This is a genomic window from Paenibacillus sp. 1001270B_150601_E10 (assembly GCF_015558675.1).
Lineage (GTDB): Bacteria > Bacillota > Bacilli > Paenibacillales > Paenibacillaceae > Paenibacillus_B.
In genome coordinates this window covers 75,157-95,659 of record NZ_JADMOL010000013.1, presented here as the reverse complement: position 1 = coordinate 95,659, position 20,503 = coordinate 75,157, and the positions used below count along the sequence as shown (strand labels likewise).

The 20,503-nt window shown below is 47.3% G+C and carries 22 protein-coding genes and 2 tRNA genes; 16 read left to right on the top strand and 8 right to left on the bottom strand.

From position 1 onward, the window contains the following. The first annotated feature begins 2 nt into the window (after positions 1-2). From I2H74_RS21170 to I2H74_RS21155, 4 genes are all read left to right on the top strand, one after another. Positions 3-88 (top strand) — tRNA-Leu (locus tag I2H74_RS21170). A gap of 147 nt (positions 89-235) precedes the next feature. Further along, the gene (gene map, locus I2H74_RS21165; protein ID WP_195576231.1) at positions 236-991 is read left to right on the top strand and encodes a type I methionyl aminopeptidase; all 756 of its coding nucleotides are present in this window, start codon (positions 236-238) and stop codon (positions 989-991) included. Between the two features lie 402 nt (positions 992-1,393). Further along, entirely contained in the window at positions 1,394-2,149 is a 756-nt protein-coding gene (locus I2H74_RS21160; protein ID WP_195576242.1) for an SDR family NAD(P)-dependent oxidoreductase, read from the top strand. Between the two features lie 135 nt (positions 2,150-2,284). Next, positions 2,285-3,175 (top strand): glycine betaine ABC transporter substrate-binding protein, encoded by an 891-nt coding sequence (locus tag I2H74_RS21155; protein ID WP_195576230.1) that lies wholly within the window; start codon positions 2,285-2,287, stop codon positions 3,173-3,175. 48 nt (positions 3,176-3,223) lie between these two features. Here the strand turns inward: I2H74_RS21155 and I2H74_RS21150 are convergent, their stop codons facing one another. From I2H74_RS21150 to I2H74_RS21140, 3 genes are all read right to left on the bottom strand, one after another. Continuing rightward, the gene (locus I2H74_RS21150; RefSeq protein ID WP_195576229.1) at positions 3,224-5,137 is read right to left on the bottom strand and encodes an endonuclease MutS2; all 1,914 of its coding nucleotides are present in this window, start codon (positions 5,135-5,137) and stop codon (positions 3,224-3,226) included. Positions 5,138-5,620: 483 nt separating this feature from the next. Beyond that, positions 5,621-5,761, bottom strand: coding sequence for a hypothetical protein (locus I2H74_RS21145; protein WP_195576228.1), 141 nt, complete (start codon positions 5,759-5,761; stop codon positions 5,621-5,623). A 3-nt stretch (positions 5,762-5,764) separates the two neighbouring features. Beyond that, positions 5,765-6,100: a hypothetical protein gene (locus tag I2H74_RS21140; RefSeq protein ID WP_195576227.1), complete on the bottom strand. Its 336-nt coding sequence runs from the start codon at positions 6,098-6,100 to the stop codon at positions 5,765-5,767. Between the two features lie 299 nt (positions 6,101-6,399). On the opposite strand from I2H74_RS21140, the gene I2H74_RS21135 reads away from it, so the two are divergent. Both I2H74_RS21135 and I2H74_RS21130 read left to right on the top strand, forming a co-directional pair. Continuing rightward, positions 6,400-6,984 (top strand): TetR/AcrR family transcriptional regulator, encoded by a 585-nt coding sequence (locus I2H74_RS21135; RefSeq protein ID WP_195576226.1) that lies wholly within the window; start codon positions 6,400-6,402, stop codon positions 6,982-6,984. A 10-nt stretch (positions 6,985-6,994) separates the two neighbouring features. After that, entirely contained in the window at positions 6,995-7,438 is a 444-nt protein-coding gene (locus I2H74_RS21130) for a GNAT family N-acetyltransferase (RefSeq protein ID WP_420707474.1), read from the top strand. A 131-nt stretch (positions 7,439-7,569) separates the two neighbouring features. Here I2H74_RS21130 and I2H74_RS21125 read toward each other — a convergent pair whose 3' ends face one another. The 3 genes from I2H74_RS21125 to uxaC form a co-directional block, all read right to left on the bottom strand. Continuing rightward, the gene (locus I2H74_RS21125) at positions 7,570-8,766 is read right to left on the bottom strand and encodes an ornithine--oxo-acid transaminase (protein WP_195576224.1); all 1,197 of its coding nucleotides are present in this window, start codon (positions 8,764-8,766) and stop codon (positions 7,570-7,572) included. A 12-nt stretch (positions 8,767-8,778) separates the two neighbouring features. After that, on the bottom strand, positions 8,779-9,684 hold the full coding sequence (gene rocF, locus I2H74_RS21120; protein WP_195576223.1) for an arginase: 906 nt from the start codon (positions 9,682-9,684) through the stop codon (positions 8,779-8,781). Positions 9,685-9,892: 208 nt separating this feature from the next. Next, positions 9,893-11,335: a glucuronate isomerase gene (gene uxaC / locus I2H74_RS21115; RefSeq protein WP_195576222.1), complete on the bottom strand. Its 1,443-nt coding sequence runs from the start codon at positions 11,333-11,335 to the stop codon at positions 9,893-9,895. A gap of 181 nt (positions 11,336-11,516) precedes the next feature. Between uxaC and I2H74_RS21110 the strand changes: the two genes are divergently transcribed. Further along, positions 11,517-11,602: transfer RNA gene (locus I2H74_RS21110), tRNA-Leu, on the top strand. A gap of 150 nt (positions 11,603-11,752) precedes the next feature. Here I2H74_RS21110 and I2H74_RS21105 read toward each other — a convergent pair. Next, complete coding sequence (locus I2H74_RS21105; protein ID WP_420707473.1) at positions 11,753-13,048, bottom strand: NCS2 family permease; 1,296 nt, start codon at positions 13,046-13,048, stop codon at positions 11,753-11,755. Positions 13,049-13,263: 215 nt separating this feature from the next. On the opposite strand from I2H74_RS21105, the gene I2H74_RS21100 reads away from it, so the two are divergent. The 6 genes from I2H74_RS21100 (at position 13,264) to I2H74_RS21075 (ending at position 17,682) form a co-directional block, all read left to right on the top strand. Beyond that, positions 13,264-14,169 carry an ABC transporter permease subunit gene (locus tag I2H74_RS21100; RefSeq protein WP_195576220.1) on the top strand — a complete coding sequence of 302 codons (906 nt, stop codon included), beginning with the start codon at positions 13,264-13,266 and terminating at the stop codon, positions 14,167-14,169. 17 nt (positions 14,170-14,186) lie between these two features. Next, positions 14,187-15,089: an ABC transporter permease gene (locus I2H74_RS21095; protein ID WP_195576219.1), complete on the top strand. Its 903-nt coding sequence runs from the start codon at positions 14,187-14,189 to the stop codon at positions 15,087-15,089. Positions 15,090-15,247: 158 nt separating this feature from the next. After that, positions 15,248-15,595, top strand: coding sequence for a TM2 domain-containing protein (locus I2H74_RS21090; protein ID WP_195576218.1), 348 nt, complete (start codon positions 15,248-15,250; stop codon positions 15,593-15,595). A 3-nt stretch (positions 15,596-15,598) separates the two neighbouring features. Continuing rightward, positions 15,599-16,003 (top strand): TM2 domain-containing protein, encoded by a 405-nt coding sequence (locus tag I2H74_RS21085; RefSeq protein WP_195576217.1) that lies wholly within the window; start codon positions 15,599-15,601, stop codon positions 16,001-16,003. A 117-nt stretch (positions 16,004-16,120) separates the two neighbouring features. Then, a complete protein-coding gene (locus tag I2H74_RS21080; protein WP_195576216.1) occupies positions 16,121-17,032 on the top strand; it encodes a Gfo/Idh/MocA family protein in 912 nt (303 codons plus the stop codon). A 74-nt stretch (positions 17,033-17,106) separates the two neighbouring features. Continuing rightward, positions 17,107-17,682, top strand: a complete 576-nt coding sequence (locus tag I2H74_RS21075; RefSeq protein WP_195576241.1) for a DNA-3-methyladenine glycosylase I — start codon at positions 17,107-17,109, stop codon at positions 17,680-17,682. Between the two features lie 107 nt (positions 17,683-17,789). On the opposite strand, the gene I2H74_RS21070 is transcribed toward I2H74_RS21075, so the two are convergent. Next, positions 17,790-18,080 (bottom strand): hypothetical protein, encoded by a 291-nt coding sequence (locus tag I2H74_RS21070; protein ID WP_195576215.1) that lies wholly within the window; start codon positions 18,078-18,080, stop codon positions 17,790-17,792. Positions 18,081-18,281: 201 nt separating this feature from the next. Here I2H74_RS21070 and I2H74_RS21065 point away from each other — a divergent pair, with 201 nt between their 5' ends. The 3 genes from I2H74_RS21065 to I2H74_RS25340 all read left to right on the top strand — a co-directional run bounded on the left by I2H74_RS21065 (position 18,282) and on the right by I2H74_RS25340 (position 20,383). Beyond that, on the top strand, positions 18,282-19,214 hold the full coding sequence (locus I2H74_RS21065; RefSeq protein ID WP_195576240.1) for a VanW family protein: 933 nt from the start codon (positions 18,282-18,284) through the stop codon (positions 19,212-19,214). A 668-nt stretch (positions 19,215-19,882) separates the two neighbouring features. Next, positions 19,883-20,092 carry a SpaA isopeptide-forming pilin-related protein gene (locus I2H74_RS21060; protein WP_195576214.1) on the top strand — a complete coding sequence of 70 codons (210 nt, stop codon included), beginning with the start codon at positions 19,883-19,885 and terminating at the stop codon, positions 20,090-20,092. A gap of 141 nt (positions 20,093-20,233) precedes the next feature. Beyond that, entirely contained in the window at positions 20,234-20,383 is a 150-nt protein-coding gene (locus I2H74_RS25340) for an LPXTG cell wall anchor domain-containing protein (protein ID WP_195576213.1), read from the top strand. The last annotated feature ends 120 nt before the right edge of the window (positions 20,384-20,503 follow it).

The window sequence follows — 20,503 nt, the reverse complement described above, 5'->3', positions numbered from 1 at the left end:
GTGCGGTAGTGGTGGAATGGCAGACACGCTATCTTGAGGGGGTAGTGGGCGTACGCCCGTGGAGGTTCGAGTCCTCTCTACCGCACCATAACTCCTTTGAAACGTAACAAGTCTTGAACATCAAGGCTTTTTTTTATTTTGTTCATTTATTTGGAACTTTTTCGTGTTGAATGGACGTAATCTGTAAAAGATGAAGGAAAAGGCATCTGTCGGAATTGGATGAGGAGGTACAAGCATGATTATTTTGAAGAGCAAGGAAGAAATCTTAAAGATGAAGGAAGCGGGACAGATTCTAGCTCGCTGTCATCAAGAGATTAAGAAAATGATAAAGCCAGGCATCACGACGATGGATATTGACCGCTTTGTTGAGCGTTTTCTTAAAGAAAATGGCGCTACGCCGGAACAAAAAGGGTATATGGGCTATCCTTATGCGACTTGTGCTTCCGTTAACGATGTCATCTGCCATGGCTTTCCATCCGATTATGTGTTGAAAGATGGGGACATTGTGACAATCGATATGGTCGTAAATAAAAATGGCTGGCTGGCAGACTCCGCATGGTCCTACGCTGTCGGCAACATTTCGGAAGAAGCGGCCAAGCTCCTTCGCGTAACGGAAGAGTCGTTGAATCTTGGTATTGAGCAAGCGGTTGTCGGCAATCGCCTTGGCGATGTGGCACATGCGATTCAAGCCCACGCTGAAGCTGCAGGCTTCTCCGTCGTTCGTGAGTTTGTCGGCCACGGCATCGGCCAGGATATGCATGAAGATCCGCAAGTGCTGCACTATGGACCAGCAGGCAAAGGCACTCGCTTGAAGGAAGGCATGGTCATTACGATTGAGCCGATGCTGAATACAGGCGTATGGCAAAGCAAGCGTGACCCAGATGGCTGGACCGCGCGCACGAAGGATGGCGGATTGTCCGCTCAATACGAGCATACGCTCGCGATTACGGCGGATGGCCCGATGATCCTGACGAAGCTGGATCCTGCTTAAGATAAGCAATCGTTAACGACATGATGGGCGTTTCACATTTGCAATAATGTGAGACGCAGTAAACATACGAAAGAGCTGATTGACTGCAGTTGCAGCGATCAGCTCTTTTTTTGTTTTTTAAGCACGTGAGAACTAGAACTTTTTTATATTCAGCCCTTGAAATGATAATGGTAGGCTTACAGTTATACTTGTTTCATAACATTCCGGATAGAATCATCATCACAGAAGCTTATAAATATTTTTAATGTTTAAATATTTGAAGTTGAGACTTGTTTTATTTTGATTAAAAGCGTTTAATTAATAAAAGGATTAAATTTTTTTTGTTTTAATTTCAGCGAATTCCTTTGGTTTGTACAGGCAATTTCACCTTACACTACAAGTCATTCAGGAGGATTGATGATGATGTCAGAAGCAGCACAGATCGCAGTAGTTACTGGAGCAGGCAGTGGAATGGGACGTGTAACAAGCATTAAGCTTGCAAAAGAAGGGAAGAAGCTGGTTCTAGTTGACTTCAACGCACCAGCAGCAGAAGAAACACTCAACCTAATCAAGCAGGAGCATGGCGAGGGCATTGTCGTACAGGCGGATGTGTCGAAAAATGCGGATGTTGAACGCTATGTACAGGCAGCTCTTGATACCTATGGCCGCATTGATATTTTCTTTAACAACGCTGGGGTGATCTCTAAGCCGAATCTGCTGGCGGACACGCCTGAAGAAGAGTTTGATCGTGTAATTGCCGTTAACTTTAAAGGCGTATTCTTAGGCATGAAGCATGTCCTGAAGGTAATGGAGGAGCAAGGCAGTGGTGTTATCATTAATACAGCTTCAACAGCGGGTGTGAAACCAGAGCATAGTGTCAGTGTCTACTCCGCTTCCAAGCATGCAGTCGTCAGCTTGACGAAGTCCGCTGCGATGGAGTACTCCAGCAAGGGGATTCGCATCGTTGCAGTATGTCCTGGCGGTGTTCAAACGAATCTGGTGGCAGGCTTCCAGAAGTCGATCGAGGAGACGGGTCATGTGCCGGAGATTCAATACCCACGAATCGGCCGCATGGCGGAGGCAGAGGAAATTGCCAATGTCGTAGCCTTCTTGGCTTCTCCAGAAGCAAGCTACATGACAGGCTCTATTGTCGTCGTTGACGGCGGATTGACAGCTTAATCTTTTATTGGAATTTGCAGTGTTTATATGATCATTTTGAATCTATTCCGTTATATCGGACCTCACCTTTAAATAGTATGAAAGAACGCCTATCATTCTTCAGATTGAAGATGATAGGCGTTTTCGTTTGATTTGATGAAGCTGAGTTTAGTCGAGCTGACGGCGGCGCTCGCTGCTTGCGGCGGAGGGACATCTAGCCCTGCTTCACCAAATGATGGGAACTCGGGCACGGGAGCAAAGCAACTGGAAATGCCAAAGGAAATCGTCGGGATTGATCCTGGAGCAGGCATCATGCAGGCAACGGAGAAGGCCATTGAGGAATATGGCTTAACGAATATTAAGCTGATTGAGGGGTCGGGTGCAGCGATGACTGCGGCGCTTGATAAGGCGATCTCGAAGCAGCAGCCAATCATTATAACAGGATGGACTCCACATTGGAAGTTCGCCAAATATGATCTCAAATACTTAGAGGACCCCAAAAACGTATATGGGGGCAATGAACAGATTCACACGATTGCCCGTATAGGCTTAAAGGAAGAGCAGCCTGACGCCTATAAGATGCTGGATCAATTTGAATGGGAGCCCGCGGATATGGAGAGCATTATGGTTGCCATTCAAGAAGGAGCGGATCCGAAAGAAGCGGCAAAGCAATGGGTGGAGGAGCATGCTGACAAGGTCGACAAGTGGATTGAGGGTGCCAATCCCGTTAATGGAACAAAGCTGAAGCTTGGCTATGTGGCATGGGATTCCGAAATTGCGAGCACAAATGTCGTGGCGTATGTGCTTGAGAATAAGCTTCAGTACAAGGTGGAGATGCTTCAAGTCGAGGCAGGGCCGATGTGGACAGGAGTAGCAAATGGGGATGTGGATGCGATCGTTGCAGCTTGGCTGCCAACCACGCATAAAGACTACTATGACAAATTCAAGGATCAAATTGATGATCTTGGCGTAAATTTGAACGGCACAAAGATTGGCTTAGTCGTTCCTTCATACATGGACATCTCCTCGATTGAAGAGCTGAAGTAGAAAAGAGAGCATCAGGCATTGCTTTGCCTGATGCTCTTTATTACGCGTTTACTGCTTCCTGCGCTGGTCACGCATCTCCTTCTGCACCTTCCGCAGTGCCTTTTTGGAACCGCGCTCCATGTCGTGCTGGAATTTGCGCTCTTTGTAGCTGACGAACAGTGTATTCAGATCATAGCCCTCGGGATAAAGCTTGCTGGCTGGTACCTCTAGGCGAATCCGCTTAGCATTGACCTCAACGAACTTCCCTTGAACCATCACAGTCAGGTTGTTGAAACGGTCTCTTCCTGTATATACGATCGCAAAGTCGTCCTGATCGAGCAAACGAACGCGGTCGCCAATCGCGTACTCGATATCCTCTTCTTGCTGCTCTTCTTGTACCGTAATCTTTGGTTTTGTGATCTTGCTGTCATGAAGCCGCTCAAGCCGATATTCCTTCTCCTTCATGTAGCGTTTTGCGCGCTCTAGCACGTTGTCCTTCAGATTCATCCGCTTTGAAATCCATAAAGCGTTGCTCTCGCCGGATCTGCCAATAATCAGCTTGTATTGCGGTTCTAAGGACTCATGATGAAAAGCCATCGCCGCGTTCATAAAGTCGGGATGAAGCTCAGAGAACTGCTTGATCTCCCCATAGTGTGTGGTTGCAACCGTCATGCAGCCCATCAAGTAGAATTCTTCAAGGATCGCAATCGCAAGCGCCGCGCCTTCGTTAGGCTCAGTCCCACTGCCGATCTCATCAAAGAGCAGCAGTGTACGATGATTCGCTTGGTACATGATCTCCGATATGTTTTTCATATGGGAGGAGAAGGTACTCAGCGCATTCTCGATGCTTTGATTGTCTCCAATGTCTACAAAGATCTTCTCGAATACCGCTACTTCTGTTGCAGGATCCGCTGCAATATGGAGGCCCGACATGACTGCGAGCGTGATAAGTCCGATCGTCTTCAAGACAACGGTCTTGCCGCCTGCATTTGGTCCCGTAATAATCAAGCCGCGATAATGATCCCCAATTTCAAAATCTAGCGGAACAGCGCCTTTTGCAAGCAATGGATGCTTGCAGCGAGCAAGCTTGATGAATCCGTGTTGATTGATGCTTGGCTCGATGCCGTCAATGCTTCTGCTGTACTTTGCCTTAGCGAAGATCATGTCATACTGGCTAATAAGATCAATATTGACCGTCATCGGCTGAAGCTGCGCGTAGATTAAGTCGGACAGTTCGGCCAGAATCTGAAGCTCTTCGATCACCTCTTCTGCTTTCAGTCCAGCCAGCTCTGCATTATGCTTTGCGACGGAAGCGGGCTCGATGAATACCGTAGAGCCCTTCGACGACACTTCAATGATGGAGCCTGCCACTTGATTTTTATACGCAGCTTTAATCGGAATCGTAAACCGATCATTTTTCTTGCTGATGAAAAATTCTTGAATGTACTCCTTATTTGCACTGTTCTTCAGAAATTTCTGAAGATGCTCCTCGATCTTTGCCTCTGCGATGCCGATATGCTTGCGAATCCGCTTAAGTTCCTTGCTCGCATTCGAATCGACACGGTTGCCCTTAATCGCGTCATGAATCCGATCCTCAATATCTGGGAATTCGCTCATCGAATAGGCATAGGCGCTCAGCTTCGGGGCATAGAATTCCTTTTCAATCATAAAGCGCTTGATCTTGCGGCAGCCTCTTAAGAAGTCCGCAATGGCGACCAATTCAGATGGATCCAGCACCATGCCCTTATCGAGCTTCTCCATCATGTGCGCGATGTTTGATATGCCAAGCAGCGGTACATGGCTCTCGGTATCGATAATCCGTCTAGCCTCGGTGGTTTCATTTAAGCGAAGCTGTACCGTTTTTAAATTTGTACTTGGCTGCAGCTTATCAAGGAGCTGTTTGCCCAAGCTGCTGACGCAGAATGACTTAACGATTTCCATTAATTCGTTGTACTGCAATTTATCATACGTATTTGTATTCATGGTTTGATTCTCCTCACGATTAGATGATCATGATGAAGATCCCTACATCATAGAATTCCAATGGGTTGTGTTTGTATAAACGCAAAAAAGCTGCGGGTCATCAAGAACCCACAGCTTTGTGTACATGGTAGCGTCTAAGAAAATGCAGTGAAATAGACCAAGAGTCTATGCGCAGAGAAGGTTCTTGGTTCCTTCTTGCGCGGACCGCATTTGTCGTTCGAGCGATGCTTAGCATGTAGCGTAGGTATCTTCATAGGTAACTCAAATAACACCATAATATAGGGCTTGATAAAAATGGATGAAGCCTGGCTGTGCGGCCTCAAATCCGCCTATACTATAGAATTATTCGTTTGCAGTTGTGCCTATTTGGAACCTACTACACTCATACAACACCTCGAAATATTGTGATTTCCATTGAAATCATATGATGAGGGTATCGTACACGATTTGAGCAGAGAAGTAAAGAGGCAGGTGACTGGAGATTTATTCCCGAAGCTCCATTAGGTCATCGATTAAATACTTTTGATCCTGCTCATGAGGTACCGCTTTTGCGTACTGTTCGGCTTTGATCATGTGCTCCGTCTGCTCTTGTGTCCGTCCCAGCAGCTTATAGGATCGTGCCATCGCCTAATGGGCATAGCCTGTATCGAAAGCGCCTAACGCATAAGTCAGGCATAGCTCAAAGCACCGCTTCGCGTAATATAGAGCTGATTCCCCGTTGCCGATTACAGCATAAGCACGGCTCAGCTGCCAGTCGCCGCGAGCAGCGTTCAGTTCCGTACCAACGACGCCCCAATGATAGCGGGAAGCATGCGCAGCATGGATCATTTCATCCACCTCAGCCTCAGTTCGGTTCTCCTTCAGCATTAGATCCCATACACGGTTAAAAAGCTGCTTGGCACAGCTCAAATGATGACTTTCTTCTATGTTCTTTATACCCTGATATCGCAATGCGGATGACATTAGAATTCGCAACCCCCTCATGTTCGCTTAAGTGTGATTATACCCAGTTAACGGGACATGCACCAGAATCCAATAATAGCTCTAGTTGATCATGTTTCTATGGTTCTTTGGTGGAATGCGATCTCGAGTAGATAAGAACAAAGAGAAGCTGCAGCGTCAGAGTCGTGGGGCAAAATATTCATAGAGGAGGGCGCCCCCTTTGCTCTATGTATGGTGAGAAAGCGTGCTCATGTTGATACTTGAATTTTAACTAAAAGTGTACCATAATAATACCTGACGGTCGTCAGGGGGGTGGTAGGGTGACAGCTGAGCAGATACGCAGGTCTGCGCTTAAGCAATTCGCACGTTTGGGGTACCATGGGGCCTCTTTGTCTCAGATCGCAGCTGAAGTAGGCATTCGTAAGCAATCGATAGCAACGTATTATTCGTCCAAAGAGAGCTTGTACTTGGCCGTATGTAAAGATGCGTTCCAAGAATACTTGGCGTTTATGGAGCAAGTGCAGCAGCATGCGGATCTGAAAAAGAGCGAAGACAAGCTGCTGTGGGTCTTGAAGCAAAATATTCAGTACAGACTAGAGCACGCTGATTTCACTGCTTTTTTGAATCACCTGATTCACTTTCCTCCAGATTTCTTGAGAGCGCATATCATAAGCAAGATTCAGTGGATGGAAGAGCAATCAGCTGTGATATACCGTGAGCTTTTCTTGGAGGGGATGGCAAACGGCGAGATAAGCATGCATCCCGTGGAGGAACTGCTTGCGGCCTACTATTGCATAATTGACGGGATGTCCGTCCAGATGAAGCTGTACGAGAGAGAGCAATTGGATAGAAAGCTAGCCTCCATATGGGGCATTTTCTGGAAAGGGCTTAAGACATCGCGATAAAGGAGCAATCATCATGATCAAGACGATAAAGGCAACGACGGAGGTAGAACGGCAGGCAGCCTTTGCGATCCGTAAAGAAGTGTTTGTTGAAGAGCAAGGAGTTCCGCTTGCGGATGAATTCGATCAATACGATCAAGCCAACGACAATGGAGCAGATCACATCTTGGTCTATATCGATGAAGCTCCTGTTGGAACTGGGCGCCTTAGAGTGGTCGAAGGGATGGCCAAGCTTGAGCGAATATGCATTCTTAAGAGCCAGCGCAAGCACGGAATCGGCCGCGTCATCATCAGTGCGCTTGAGCAGCTTTCGATGGATAAAGGGCTCTCTAAAGCCAAGCTGCATGGTCAAAAACAAGCGGAAGGCTTCTATCAGAAGCTGGGCTATTATACCGCATCGGATGTGTTTATGGAGGACGGCATCGAACATGTCCTCATGATGAAAGAGCTGAGCTAAAGAAAAGAAACATGAGCTTAGCTACACCACAAGTTATGAAGGCAGAACGCAGTCTTATGCTTCATACCGTCACAAGGACAAACAGCACGTACCCCCTAATATGCGGGTGCGTGCTGTTTGTTATCGTATGATTACGGGCTCCGAAGCACACTCTCGATCCGCTCTAGTGCCCAATCCAGCTCTTCTTTTGTAATAACAAGCGGTGGTGCAAGTCGTATGGTATGCTCATGAGTCTCCTTCGCCAGCAGTCCTAGCTCCTTCAGTTGCTCGCAGTAAGGCCTTGCCTCTGTTGTCAGCTCTATACCGATAAATAAGCCGCGACCTCGAATTTCACGTATAACAGAAGACGGGATCGAACGAAGCCTGGTTATGAGATAGCCTCCAAGCTCTAGGGAGCGCTCGACCAACCGTTCTTCCTCTAATACCTGCAGAGCAGCGATGGCTACAGCTGCGCCAAGCGGGTTGCCGCCAAAGGTTGAGCCATGGGAGCCGGGAGTAAATCGCCCAAGCACCTCATCGTTCGCGGCAACTGCAGACACCGGCATAACGCCTCCCCCTAAGGCTTTTCCAAGAATGTATACATCGGGGATCACATGTTCCCAGTCGGAAGCAAACATTCTCCCTGTTCGTCCAAGCCCCGTTTGGATCTCATCTGTGATAAGCAGTACACGGTTGTCTTTACACAGCTGGGCCGCTTGCTTTAAAAATCCAGCTGGTGGCAAGACAATGCCAGCCTCTCCTTGAATCGGCTCGATAAGCAAAGCGGCTGTATGCGGATTGATGGCTTCTGCCAATGCATGGATATCCCCATAGGGGATCATTCGGAAGCCAGGGGTGAAAGGTCCGAAGCCCTGCTTATAGGATTCTAACGCGGAAAAGGATGTGATCGTTACCGTGCGTCCATGGAAGTTCCCGTCGCACACGATGATTTCGGCTTGATCCGTCGGGATGCCCTTCACGTCATAGCCCCATCTGCGGGCAGCCTTGATTGTGGTTTCTACGGCTTCTGCGCCTGTATTCATGGGCAGCACACGGTTCTTGCCGGTCAGCTCTGCAACGCGATTATAGAAGTTTCCGAGCTGATCATGATAGAAGGCGCGCGAAGTCAGGGTGACACGTCCGGCCTGTTCCATGAGGGCTTGAATAATCTTGGGATGCCGGTGTCCATGATTCATGGCGGAATAGGCGCTCAGCATGTCCATGTAGCGATTCCCTTCGGGGTCTTCGACCCAGACGCCTTCGGCGCGGGAAATAACGATTGGGAGGGGGACATAGTTGTGGACCCCGTATTGCTGCTCAAGTGCGATTAACGACTGACTATCGGTCATGCTGACCCTCCTTTACAGAATGCGCTTTCCTAGCAATGAACAAATCAGCTCATTGGCAAGCTTCACGGTTTGCTTGTTGTGATCAAGCAGTGGATTGACTTCAACGAGCTCAGCAGAGGTGAGGATCTTTGCTTCATGCATAGCCTCTAGGGCAAAGTGAGCTTCTCTATACGTGACGCCACCTCTTACGGTTGTGCCTGTGCCTGGGGCTTCATAAGGATCTATGCTGTCGATGTCAAAGCTAAGATGGACACCGTCCGTACCTTCGCTGACGATCCGAAGTGCTTTTTTCATAACCGCAGGCATGCCGTATCGGTCGATCTCATGCATTGTAAAACAGTGTATTCCGGTTTGCTTGATATATTCACGCTCGCCTTGATCCAGTTGACGAGCGCCAATGATGACAACCTTGGATGGATCCAGCGGATAACAGTCTTTACGGATATCTGTTAACAAGGAATGGCCGCGATTCAGGCTTACTGCAAGCGACATGCCATGAATATTGCCTGATGGGCTCGTATCCGGCGTGTTTAGATCGCCGTGCGCATCGAACCAGATGACACCAAGCCGGCGATAATGCATCGAAAGACCAGCAAGCGATCCAATCGCAATGCTGTGGTCTCCTCCGAGAATGAGCGGGAACGTTGGCTGTTCAACGATAGCGGCAACCTTATCGCGAAGAGCTGTGGTCACTTGAACGATGGGCTCCAGATGCTTGAGCTTCGGATGAGCAGACCGCGTTAAGGGAGCGCCCTTAGGGATAGGAATGCTTCCTTCGTCGATGACAGGAAGGTGGAGCTGAGACAGCTGACGAACTAAGCCTGCCTGCATAAGTGCTTCCGGCCCAAGCTCTGCTCCAGGACGGGCGCCGCCAAGACCGAACGGGACACGAAGCAGTGTGATCAAGGATGTGTTCATAGGACCGACTCCTCTTTCGTTACCTTGGTTTTATCTTCCATGTGGTTGTTATATGTGTATGCATCCACTGGGCGCAAAGGTGAGTCGAATGATCATGTTCATCAAATTTCATTTTGACATGTAGACTGTGAGCCGTCGGCTGCTGGCATAAAAAAGCTGCCTCAAAGCATCGAATGCTTGAAGACAGCTTGAATATAGGGCTGGAGCGCTATACGTTAGCAACTTTTGTAAAGATCGTATAGCCAGGCAGTGGAATACCGAAGTAATCCCTTGCATTGTTGTAACAGATATCCTGTATGATGCTTCCTAAATGCTCATAATCAGCAGGCACCTCGCCTTGTTCGACCCAGTCGCCAATCATGTTGCATAGGATTCGTCTGAAATATTCATGTCTAGTATAGGAAAGAAAGCTTCTGGAATCCGTCAGCATGCCGACAAAGTTAGACAAGAGGCCGATATTGGCTAACGAGGACATCTGCTTGAGCATGCCATCCTTCGTATCATTGAACCACCAGCCGGAGCCGAATTGAATCTTGCCTCTGACGCCAGGAGCTTGGAAGTTGCCTGCAGTAGAGGCTAGCACATCATTGTCGTTGCTGTTTAAGCCGTACAGAATCGTCTTCGGCAGCATATCCTCTTGCTGAAGTGCATCCAAGTAGCGATTCAAGGCGAGAGGAGATGTCATTTTGCCGATGGAATCAAAGCCTGTATCAGGTCCAAGCTGATTGAACATCTGCGTGTTGTTGTTGCGTATTGGTCCAAGGTGAAGCTGCATGGTCCAATTCAATTGCCCGTACAGCTTGCCCAAGAAGATCAAGGTGCTTGTCTTGAACTTGGCTTCCTCCTGCTCCGTAACTGGATTCCCTGCAGCGCCTTTGAGGAAGATCGCCGATACTTCTTCTTCAGAAGCGGGAGCGTAAGGGAGTGCGCCAAGCCCATGGTCAGACAAGCGGCAGCCGACTTCGTGAAAGTAAGCTGCCCTAGCTTCTAGAGCTTGAAGGAATTCTGAATAAGTGTGGATCTCCATTCCTGCAGACTGTTCTAACGCTTGAAGGAAGGGAACGAAGGCTGGCTTATTGATCTCGAGCCCTTTGTCTGGGCGGAAAGTCGGCAGCACCTTCGTCAAAAGACCAGATAAACCGGCAATCGCCTTGTGATATTCCAGCGTATCGGTTGGATCATCGGTTGTACACACGCATAAGACGCTGGAGCTGTTAAGGAGCTCGTGCACCGAGAAGTTGTCCTGCTGAATGATTGCATTGCAATGCTCCCACGCCTTTTCTGCGTTTTTCTCACTTAAAGGCTCATGGAAGTTGAAATAAGTGCGCAGCTCAAGATGTGTCCAGTGGTAGAGAGGGTTACCGATCGCATAAGGGACAGTAGCAGCCCATGCAAAGAATTTCTCCTTGTCTGTGGCATCTCCTGTAATATACCGCTCTTCGACGCCACGGCTTCTCATGGCACGCCATTTATAATGATCGCCTCCGAGCCATAGCTCCGTGATATTCTTGAACCTTTTATTCTCTGCAATTTCTTTAGGGGAGAGATGACAGTGATAATCGAAGATTGGCATGCTGGACGCATATTGATGATACAATAATACAGCGCTTTCAGAATGCAGCAGAAAGTTCTCGTTCATAAATGTTTTCATGTGCGGTTCTCCTCGCTTAATCTCTTAATTGGATGGCAAAGACTTCACATGTAAAACAGTATTCTGCATGGAAAGGACAATTCCTGTAACCCACAATCAAATAATCTGAAAAAACAGCTTTACTTTTTCGATAAGACGAGGTACAATATTTCTTGTCCCTTCAAAAAGGAAATGACAACATGCGGTAGTGGTGGAATGGCAGACACGCTATCTTGAGGGGGTAGTGGGCGTACGCCCGTGGAGGTTCGAGTCCTCTCTACCGCACCATATACGATAATGACAATCCTTACTTCGGTAAGGATTTTTTGCGTTTTAGAGGCTTGATTTATGCTTCGTGCTTCGTGCTATAAATGAAGAAATAAATAGGCGATCCTCTCCCATTGGGAGTCAGGATCGCCTTATTGGCGTACTTTTTGATTATCCTAGCGCGTGCAGGACGAAGTTCAGCAGGAACAACGCTGCAATCACATACAGGGGAAGGCCAACTTGCTTCCATTTGCCTGTTGCGGCCTTTAGGATCGGATACATAATGAACCCGAATGCAATGCCATCTACGATGCTAGATGTAAGCGGGATGGCTGCAATAACGAGAAATGCCGGGAATCCTTCTGTGAAATCCGCAAACGGGATTTTGGTCACGCTCTCCATCATCAGTCCGCCCACAAGAATCAGGATGGGTGCTATGGCCGTATCGGGAATCATCTTAATAACAGGAATGAAGAAAAGCGATAGCAAGAACAACATGCCTGTCGTCACCGATGTGAGTCCCGTCTTGCCTCCAGCAGAGATGCCTGCGGTGGTCTCAACGGCTGGAATTGCAGGACTGCTTCCTACGAAGCCGGATACGATCACAGATACCGAGCTTGCTCTTAACGAACGCTTGAACTTCTCAGGCTGGTTCAGCATATGAAGCTGACCATGGATAAGTCCGATGTTCTCAAAGACAATCACAAGCACAAGGGAGAAGGTCGCGACCCAGAAAACAGCAGATGTCGCGCCTTGAAAGGACATAGCGCCAATCGCACCTACAGCGTCAGCCCAAGAGATGCTCGAAGCGCCTGTACTATCGCCAAGCTGACCTGCTAGCATCGAGAGAACGGTCCCGAATACGATACCGATCAGGAGATTGCCTGGAACCTTACGCACAAAGAGTATGATCGTCACGATGAGCGTAATGGCAGTGAGAATGACATGGATGTCGCCGAAGTGCCCGATTCCTACGAGGGTCGTCTTGCTCGCGATAATGAGCCCGCCCTTTTGCATGCCGATGAAGGCGATGAACAAACCAATCCCTGCCGTAATGGCCTCCTTCAATGAGGTCGGGATCGCTTGTTGGATGACCGAAGCAAGCTTCGTGAATGCGATAAGCATGAACAAAATGCCTGATACGAATACAGCCGCCAAGGCTTCCTGCCAGCTTAGCCCCATGCCGTGCACAATCGTGTACGTAAAGAGGGCGTTGACACCCATACCAGGTGCAATTACAATCGGACTGTTTGCCCATAGTCCCATAATGAGTGAGCCTGCAAAAGCGGTAAGCGCTGTTGCAATAATCCCTGCCTCAAAGGGAATGCCGGCATCGGCCAATATCGATGCATTTACGACGACAATATAGACCAGTGTTATAAAAGTGATGAAGCCTGCGAGAAGTTCCGATTTTACACGGGTATCGTGTTCTTTTAATCCAAAAATCCGATGTTTCATCCTATGCAAACCTTTTTTATACAGCCCCTCATCCCACCCATATAGCTTGATTCAAGCTACAATGAAGTCATTATAGCAGACCTTCCTCGTCCTGTATCTGAGAAACTTTGGTGAACATGTAAGCCATTGTGCAAAAGAAGTGAATAATCTCTCTCCCTCTTCCCATCAAAACAAGCTATAATACATGAAATGACATAAAAAAAGGGATATTTTGGAGGTGAAATATGACTCTCTTCACTCAATTGCTTCGTGCATTCTTAATAAGTATGCTTGCGATGCTAGCTGTCATTCTCATTGTTCTGTTTCCAAGACAAGTCGAAGTTGTCATGACTGAAACGCAGGTCCTGACGGACTATCAGTTTAGCTTTCAAGCATACGGACAGCAGATTGCTTCCTTTTTCAGTGAACTTTTCTGGCATGGCAGTCTTGGGAGCAATCGGTATCAATTTCCGGTCATTGATGACGTCCTGAACGTTATGGGTAATAGCCTGCTTGTCATCATAACAGCTCTTGTAAGCAGCTTCTTCTTCGGTGTGCTGAAGGGCATTATTGATTATAAGCTGGACAAGACGCGCTGGAGATTCTTTGGCAGCTTCGGTACATGGCTTATGCAGTCATTCCCGGATTTCTTGCTTATTTTGCTGCTGCAGTGGGTATTTATACACTATTTTCCGAATATCCGTATTTTCTCAGCTGAGCCATGGTATTCCTTTTTGATCCCGGCGCTGTTCGTGATGATCTATCCGATGCTCTACATCTCACGTATTACCCAAGTGTCAATCAGCAACCAGGAAGGCATGCTGTATCTGGTTGTGGCAAAGTCTAAGGGACTTCCCAAGTGGATGCTGTTCTATAAGCATGTGTTCAGCAACTGTTGGGGAACGATCTTGACTCATTTGCCTTCGCTTATGTTATACATCTTGTCTAATTTGCTTATTGTTGAATATTTCTTAAACTACCCAGGGGCGGCTAACCGCTTGTTTATCGCGATTGATTACAGTGTCCACTTCGGAACAGGGGGCAACTATGAGGCGACGACGATCATCGGAATTGCTTTTTGCTTCTGCTTGCTAGTGCTGCTGGTTCAATGGATCAGCATCATTGCCCGGAGTCGTTATGAAGTAAAATAAAAGGGAGAGAGTGTTTCATGAAGAACGTCCCATTATTCGTTGGCATCGGAATGATAAGTATACTCGTTGTGCTTATGCTGTTCGGCCCGTATCTGCCTTTTGTGGACAATGAGCTTGTGGAAGTCAAGCACCGCTGGTCAGAGAATAAGCGCTTGGAACTGCCTCCTTATCCGCCGTCAAAGCATAATTGGCTTGGCAGTGATAAGAATGGGGTGGATCTGCTTAGCAAGATTGTCATGGGGGCGAAGGAGACGCTGCTCATTGTTCTAAGTATCTCTTTGCTTCGCTATGCGGTAGGAGTGCCGCTCGGGTTATTGGCAAGACATAAAAAGGGCGTAAGCCATCTCATTGTAAATAGTCTGAATCAGGTGTTTTCCTTTATCCCGACGATACTTGCCGCAATTCTGCTGCTTAGTTTCCCTCCTATTCAGAACTCGCAGCACCGCTTATTCTTCGCGGTTGGGATTCTAGCCTTTATTGAAGTCGGACGTGTTGCGCAGGTGATGGCAGAGCGGGCCAATCAGATCGGGAAGGAAGAATATATTGAAGCAGGAAACGCGCTAGGCCTCAGTCCAAGACGGATGGCAAGGAGCTATTACTTGCCAGCCTTGGCGCCTGAGGTTATCGTGAACTTTTGTATTGATCTAGGCAAAGCCATGCTGCTGATTGGACAGCTTGGTGTTCTTCAGATCTTTTTGCAGCACGTATGGGTTGAGGTTAACTTCTTTACGCCGAAATACTTAAACACCAGCTTGAACTGGTCGGCTCTGCTTGCTGAACATCGAAAAGAAGTGCTTTCCTCCAGGTTTGGATTTGTGTTCTATCCTGCAGCCTTTATTGCCTTCAGCATTCTCGCCTTCAATCTGCTGGGAGAAGGGCTAAGACGGCGTTTGAAGCAGGGAAACCACATTGCAGGCTGAGAGCAGCATGTGCATAAATCTAACGGGTATGCATAGGTATAGGGGAATCAAGTAATTATTCTTTTCACTTTTTGAAATGCAGAAAAAATAAATTATTGCTACATCAGGTAAATCTTTGTAGACTTATGTATAACGTTGTAGCAAAGGAGAGCTATGTCATGCATTACAATATTGGGATGAAGAGCCAGCTGGATACGCGGGAATTGCTGTTGCTCGAGCAAGAAGTGAAGGATCGCGGCAAGAATATGGTCATTGCTTACGTACTGTGGTATTTCCTTGGCATGTTCGGCGGGCACCGTTTTTATATGGGCCGCACAGGCTCAGCTGTGGCTCAGCTTATTTTGACGCTGACAATGATAGGAGCTATCGTTACGTTTATCTGGTGGATTGTAGATGCCTTTACGCTGCATACATCGGTAAAAGAATACAACCATGAAGTTGAGAATCAAGTGATGCATGCGCTGTTTATGTCACGTCCTATGGGACCAGGGCCGGGTGTATTTTAAACGATGCTGAGCAGGCATGATTTATCGACGAAAGAGCTCCTGCTGCTTCAATCGGAATTAAGAAGCCATGAGAAGTCCGCAGGCGTAGCCTATTTGCTGCTTATAGGCGGGCATTTAGGTGCCCATCGCTTTTATTTGAAACGTACCGGAACTGCCATTGTTCAATTGATTCTGTTTCTCATTGCAGTTGTCATGTATGCTGCATTGGTGATCTTTGTGGAGACAGATCTTGATGTGTTGACTGGCTTGAGCGTTATCGGTCTAATTCTCTCTTCCCTGGCTTTGACGATCTGGATCATCGTGGACCTGTTCTTGATCTCGAAGATGGTGAGGGAGTACAATGCGAAGGTTGAGCAGGATCTGCTTATGCAGATCAAAGGGTTCCCTCAGAACATGCCAACATTTTAATGAGGCTGGCTGCTGAGGAGTGGAAGGGTACATATTTGTTAGAATACTGTAAGAAAAGGCTATTCTTCTATCTAGGAGGATGGCCTTATTTTACAATGAAGGAGGAGTCGATATAGGATGAAGGTAGGCATGGTTGGAATAGGAGATATCGCGAGAAAGGCTTACCTGCCCATACTCGGGACACGTTCAGATATTGAGCTTTCCATTGCAAGCCGGAATGAATCGGTTATCCATCAAGTGGGAGAACAGTACCATATTAACAACCGTTTTACTACCTTGCAGGAATTGATCGCTTCTCAGATCGATGTTGCCTTTGTTCACAGCGCCACAGCTGTTCATGCAGAGATGCTCCGGGAATTGATTGAGGCCGGCATAACCGTATTTGTGGACAAGCCTATTGCTTATCATTTGCATGAGGCCGAAGAGCTTCTCCAATTGGCCAGAGCAAAGCAAGTAGGCATTATGGTCGGCTTCAATCGCCGCTTTGCTCCTATGTATCGAAGCATGAGAGAGGGGACATCCCGTCCTGAGACGATACTCATGCAGAAAAATCGAACCGCGCCGGTATCCAATCTTCGTTCGACCGTCATGGACGACTTCATTCATGTCGTGGACACGCTGGTGTCCTTCATTGGGGAACCTCGCGGCTTCGAGGTGCAAGGGAACCTGGAAGAGGGAAACGTGCACTATCTCGTACTCCATCTGCATGGCGAGCAGTCTACGGCAATCGGAATCATGAATCGGCATACCGGTGTCACCGAGGAACGGCTTGAGGTAATGAGTGAGGGCAAGAAGCAGGTGGTTCATAATCTAGTTCAGACGATCCTTTATGAGAATGACACCGAAGTGCATCAAGGCTTTGGGGATTGGACAACGACGCTTTATCGTCGCGGCTTTGTGGATATGCTGGATCATTTTTTCAACTGCGTGCAGCATCAAGTTCCGTTTGAAACGAGCGGAGATCAGGCATTATGGACCCATCGAATCTGTGAGGATATCATTGCATCGCTGGAGTCGAGAAACGTTTGAATGGAGTACGCGTCCTCTGATAAGAAAACGGAAAGATTGGAAGAGGAATGATAAAGGAAAGGGTGTTGAGAACGATGGACAGCGGGACCGCTATCATTCGATGCGACTGGGCAAATCGAAGTCCGCTAGAGCAGCACTATCATGATCACGAATGGGGAGTGCCGGTCTATGATGACCGCAAGCTCTTCAAGCAGCTCATTCTTGAAGGGAAGCAGGCGGGATTAAGCTGGGCTACCATTCTATCCAAGATGGACACGCTCTGCGAGGCATTCGATAATTTTGATCCTGAGGTGATCATTCATTATGATGATAAGAAGGTTGAAGAGCTTCTAAGCAATGATGGAATCATAAAAAATCGCCTCAAAGTAAATGCGGTCATACATAATGCGCATATCTATTTTAAAATTGTGGAGCAGTATGGATCACTGAATGAATTTATCTGGCGGTATGTAGATCATAAGCCGATTATTAATCATTGGACGACGATAAAAGAAGTCCCAGCCAGCACGCCGCTATCGGATCAAATCAGCAAGGATCTCAAGAAGATCGGCTTTAAATTTGTAGGCACCACGACTATTTATGCCTTTATGCAGTCGATCGGCATGGTTAACGATCATTTGGTGAGCTGCGCCTGTTATCAGCGTGCGTAATAAAGCTCTAGGGAATGCAGGATCAAATACAAAACAGGCATGACGCCATGAGTGGAGAATACCATGGCGTCATGCCTGTTGTTGTTATACGGCTTTGTTATGTGCACTTATGCTTGAGGCGCACGGCGGAAACGCTGTACGCTTGCCTTTATCAGAATAAGTACGCCGTACCATATCATCGCGTTAAGTAAGAAGTAATCGACCTTAATGAAGCTTACTCTCAGGTTCGTCCAGTTAAGCAGCTCGTACGCGTGGTGAATGGAGCCTGACAATGGGCCATCATAAATAATAAACGGAATAGGGAATCCAATGTTATATAGGCTCATTGGAAGTGCCAAAGTTAGAAAAGGGAGAACGAGGCTTAGCAACAAGACGGCTTTGCTGAAATAGCGATTCATCGAGAAAACCCTCCCAGTAAAAGGTTATAATATGGATGAAATGTGTCTTCCAATTTATTATTTCGCTTAATCGTCACAATTGCAAGAGGTTTTTAAGAAATATTTGGTTGATTGTTCAGATTGGATATATTCAAATCTGCATGAAAGCCTCCCTTCTGCTTCATACTAAGCCAGTTACTAGCAATCGGGGGTTGAATGACGATGGGATGGAACTGGCTGTTTGCTGTGCTCTTGCTGCTGCCAGCGCAGGAGTATCAATTGGACACCTTAACGATCGAGCATCAGGGCGAGGTCGTTGCACACCTTACGGATAAGGAATACATCTATCCTTTGCCAAGTATTCCTCTTGTTAACGATGAGAAGCTGGCTAAGCTGATGGATGATATCGAAAAGAAGATTGAACGCAAGCCCGTTAACGCCAGCTTGAACGGAGCAGGACAGATTGTGCCGGAGAAGCCAGGAGTGAGATTGAATCGCGAGGCCTTTAAGGAGGATTTTTACCGATATATATATGAGCACCACACACCAGCATTAGAAGTTCCTCTCGTTCAGGTATATCCACGGGTAGATAGTGAAATGCTGTCCTCAATCAAGAGCAAGCTCATTGGCGCTTACGTCACGTACTATAATAGCCGCAATAAGAATCGTTCAGAGAACATTGCGCTAGCTGCCAAAACCATTAACAACGTGGTGGTATTCCCCGGAGAACGCTTCTCCTTCAATCAGATTGTTGGAAAGCGAACCAAGGATAAGGGCTACAAGCGTGCCCCCGTCATTGTGCGGGGAGAGATGTTTGAGGATGTCGGCGGGGGGATCTGCCAAGTATCATCGACCTTATTCAATGCCGCAGACCGTGCCGGTCTTAAGATTGTGGAAAGGTACACGCACAGCCGAAGAGTGCCTTATGTTCCTTCAGGCAGAGACGCAACCGTCAGCTGGTATGGCCCCGACTTTGTGTTCCAGAATTCATACCATGAGCCTGTCCTTATTCGGGCCTTCGCGCAAGCCGGACAGATGAGCGTTTCGATCTATTCGTCGGAACTGATTGATCATAAGAAACGAGAGGTGCCTAGCGCCTCTAAGAAGCTGCCGGAAGAAGTTCGAGTTGAAGATATCAATGTAAACGGAAGATAGTCAAAGAGCCTCTTTAAGTCTCAGGGCGAGTATGTCGTCACCTCAGCTTAAGGGGCTTTTTTTGTATATTATTGCCTTTGTCAGTGTACGACAAAGGTGGTTTTAGCAAACTAGGACAATATAACGAGCGATAGACTAAATGAATTCATGAGCGCATCTTTTTATCATGTCCTCTAACTCCTGTTGATGCAGAAGCTGCTGATCCATCCGTGATAGATGCAGAGGAGGAACGAGTATGGATTCCAGATCCGTATCTCAGAACATCAATGAATAAAGCAATAGACCACATTGAGGACGCAGATTCCTATCAGCCAACGCGATCAGAATTAAGTCAAATCTAGGGGACATTCTATATCGCGCGAGAGTTTACTACTAACGCCTATGTGGAATATGTGAGCTTAGAGGGCATTCAGTATTTGACAGGGATAAGCGAACTTATTGTCAGTGGAGATCATAGAACAACATTGGCGAGCTGAAGATGGAGCTGATTGGCCAGCTTATACAGATGGAGTATTTAAGCTTGCAGAATAGCAAGATCAGCGATATTTCCTTTGATAATTCCTTAACGAACTTGAGAGGAATGGTTCTGCTCTTTAACGGTCGTTTTTGTATATAAAAAGCTAGATAGTGCGCCTGTACCGCCAGATGAACGTGAGGGCAGTGTTGTCTTGATGAAGACAGATGATACCAAACAGCTTTTGCTATCCGATGCGGTCTTCCGGTTGCTGGACGGAGACAGCAATCTTATCGCATCAGAGCTCGTCACAGACCAAGGGTGCCGGCTCAAGGTCAAGAACTTAGCAGTAGGAATTTTTCAATTCATTGAAACAAAAGCACCAGATGGTTATGAGCGAGATGAGCCCCGATCCCTTTTATAATCGAAGAGGGACAAACAACTCGCGTTACAGCAGTCAATAAGAAAGAGCAGACTGTGACACCTCCAACGGAAGGAACAGATCCCGGCGAAGAGACAACACCGCTAGCAGAGACGATTCCGCCGACTGAGGAAACGGATCCAGGTGAGGAGATTGTGCCTTTCCCTGAAGATCAGGGGGCAGGAGCTTCCGCAAACAGGGGAGAGACCCCGTCATGGTCAGACCCTGTTCGGTCTCTTGAGCATTTTATGTGCTATCTATTTGTTCACTCGGAAGAACAAACTGAAAAAATAATCAGCCTATTAGCATGAGGAATCGAATAACACTCACATGAGCAATCCTGTCATGCTGTTGCGAGATCGCGGCAGCTTGAAGGGTTGCTTTTTGTTTTATTAGGACATCGAGCAGAGCAGT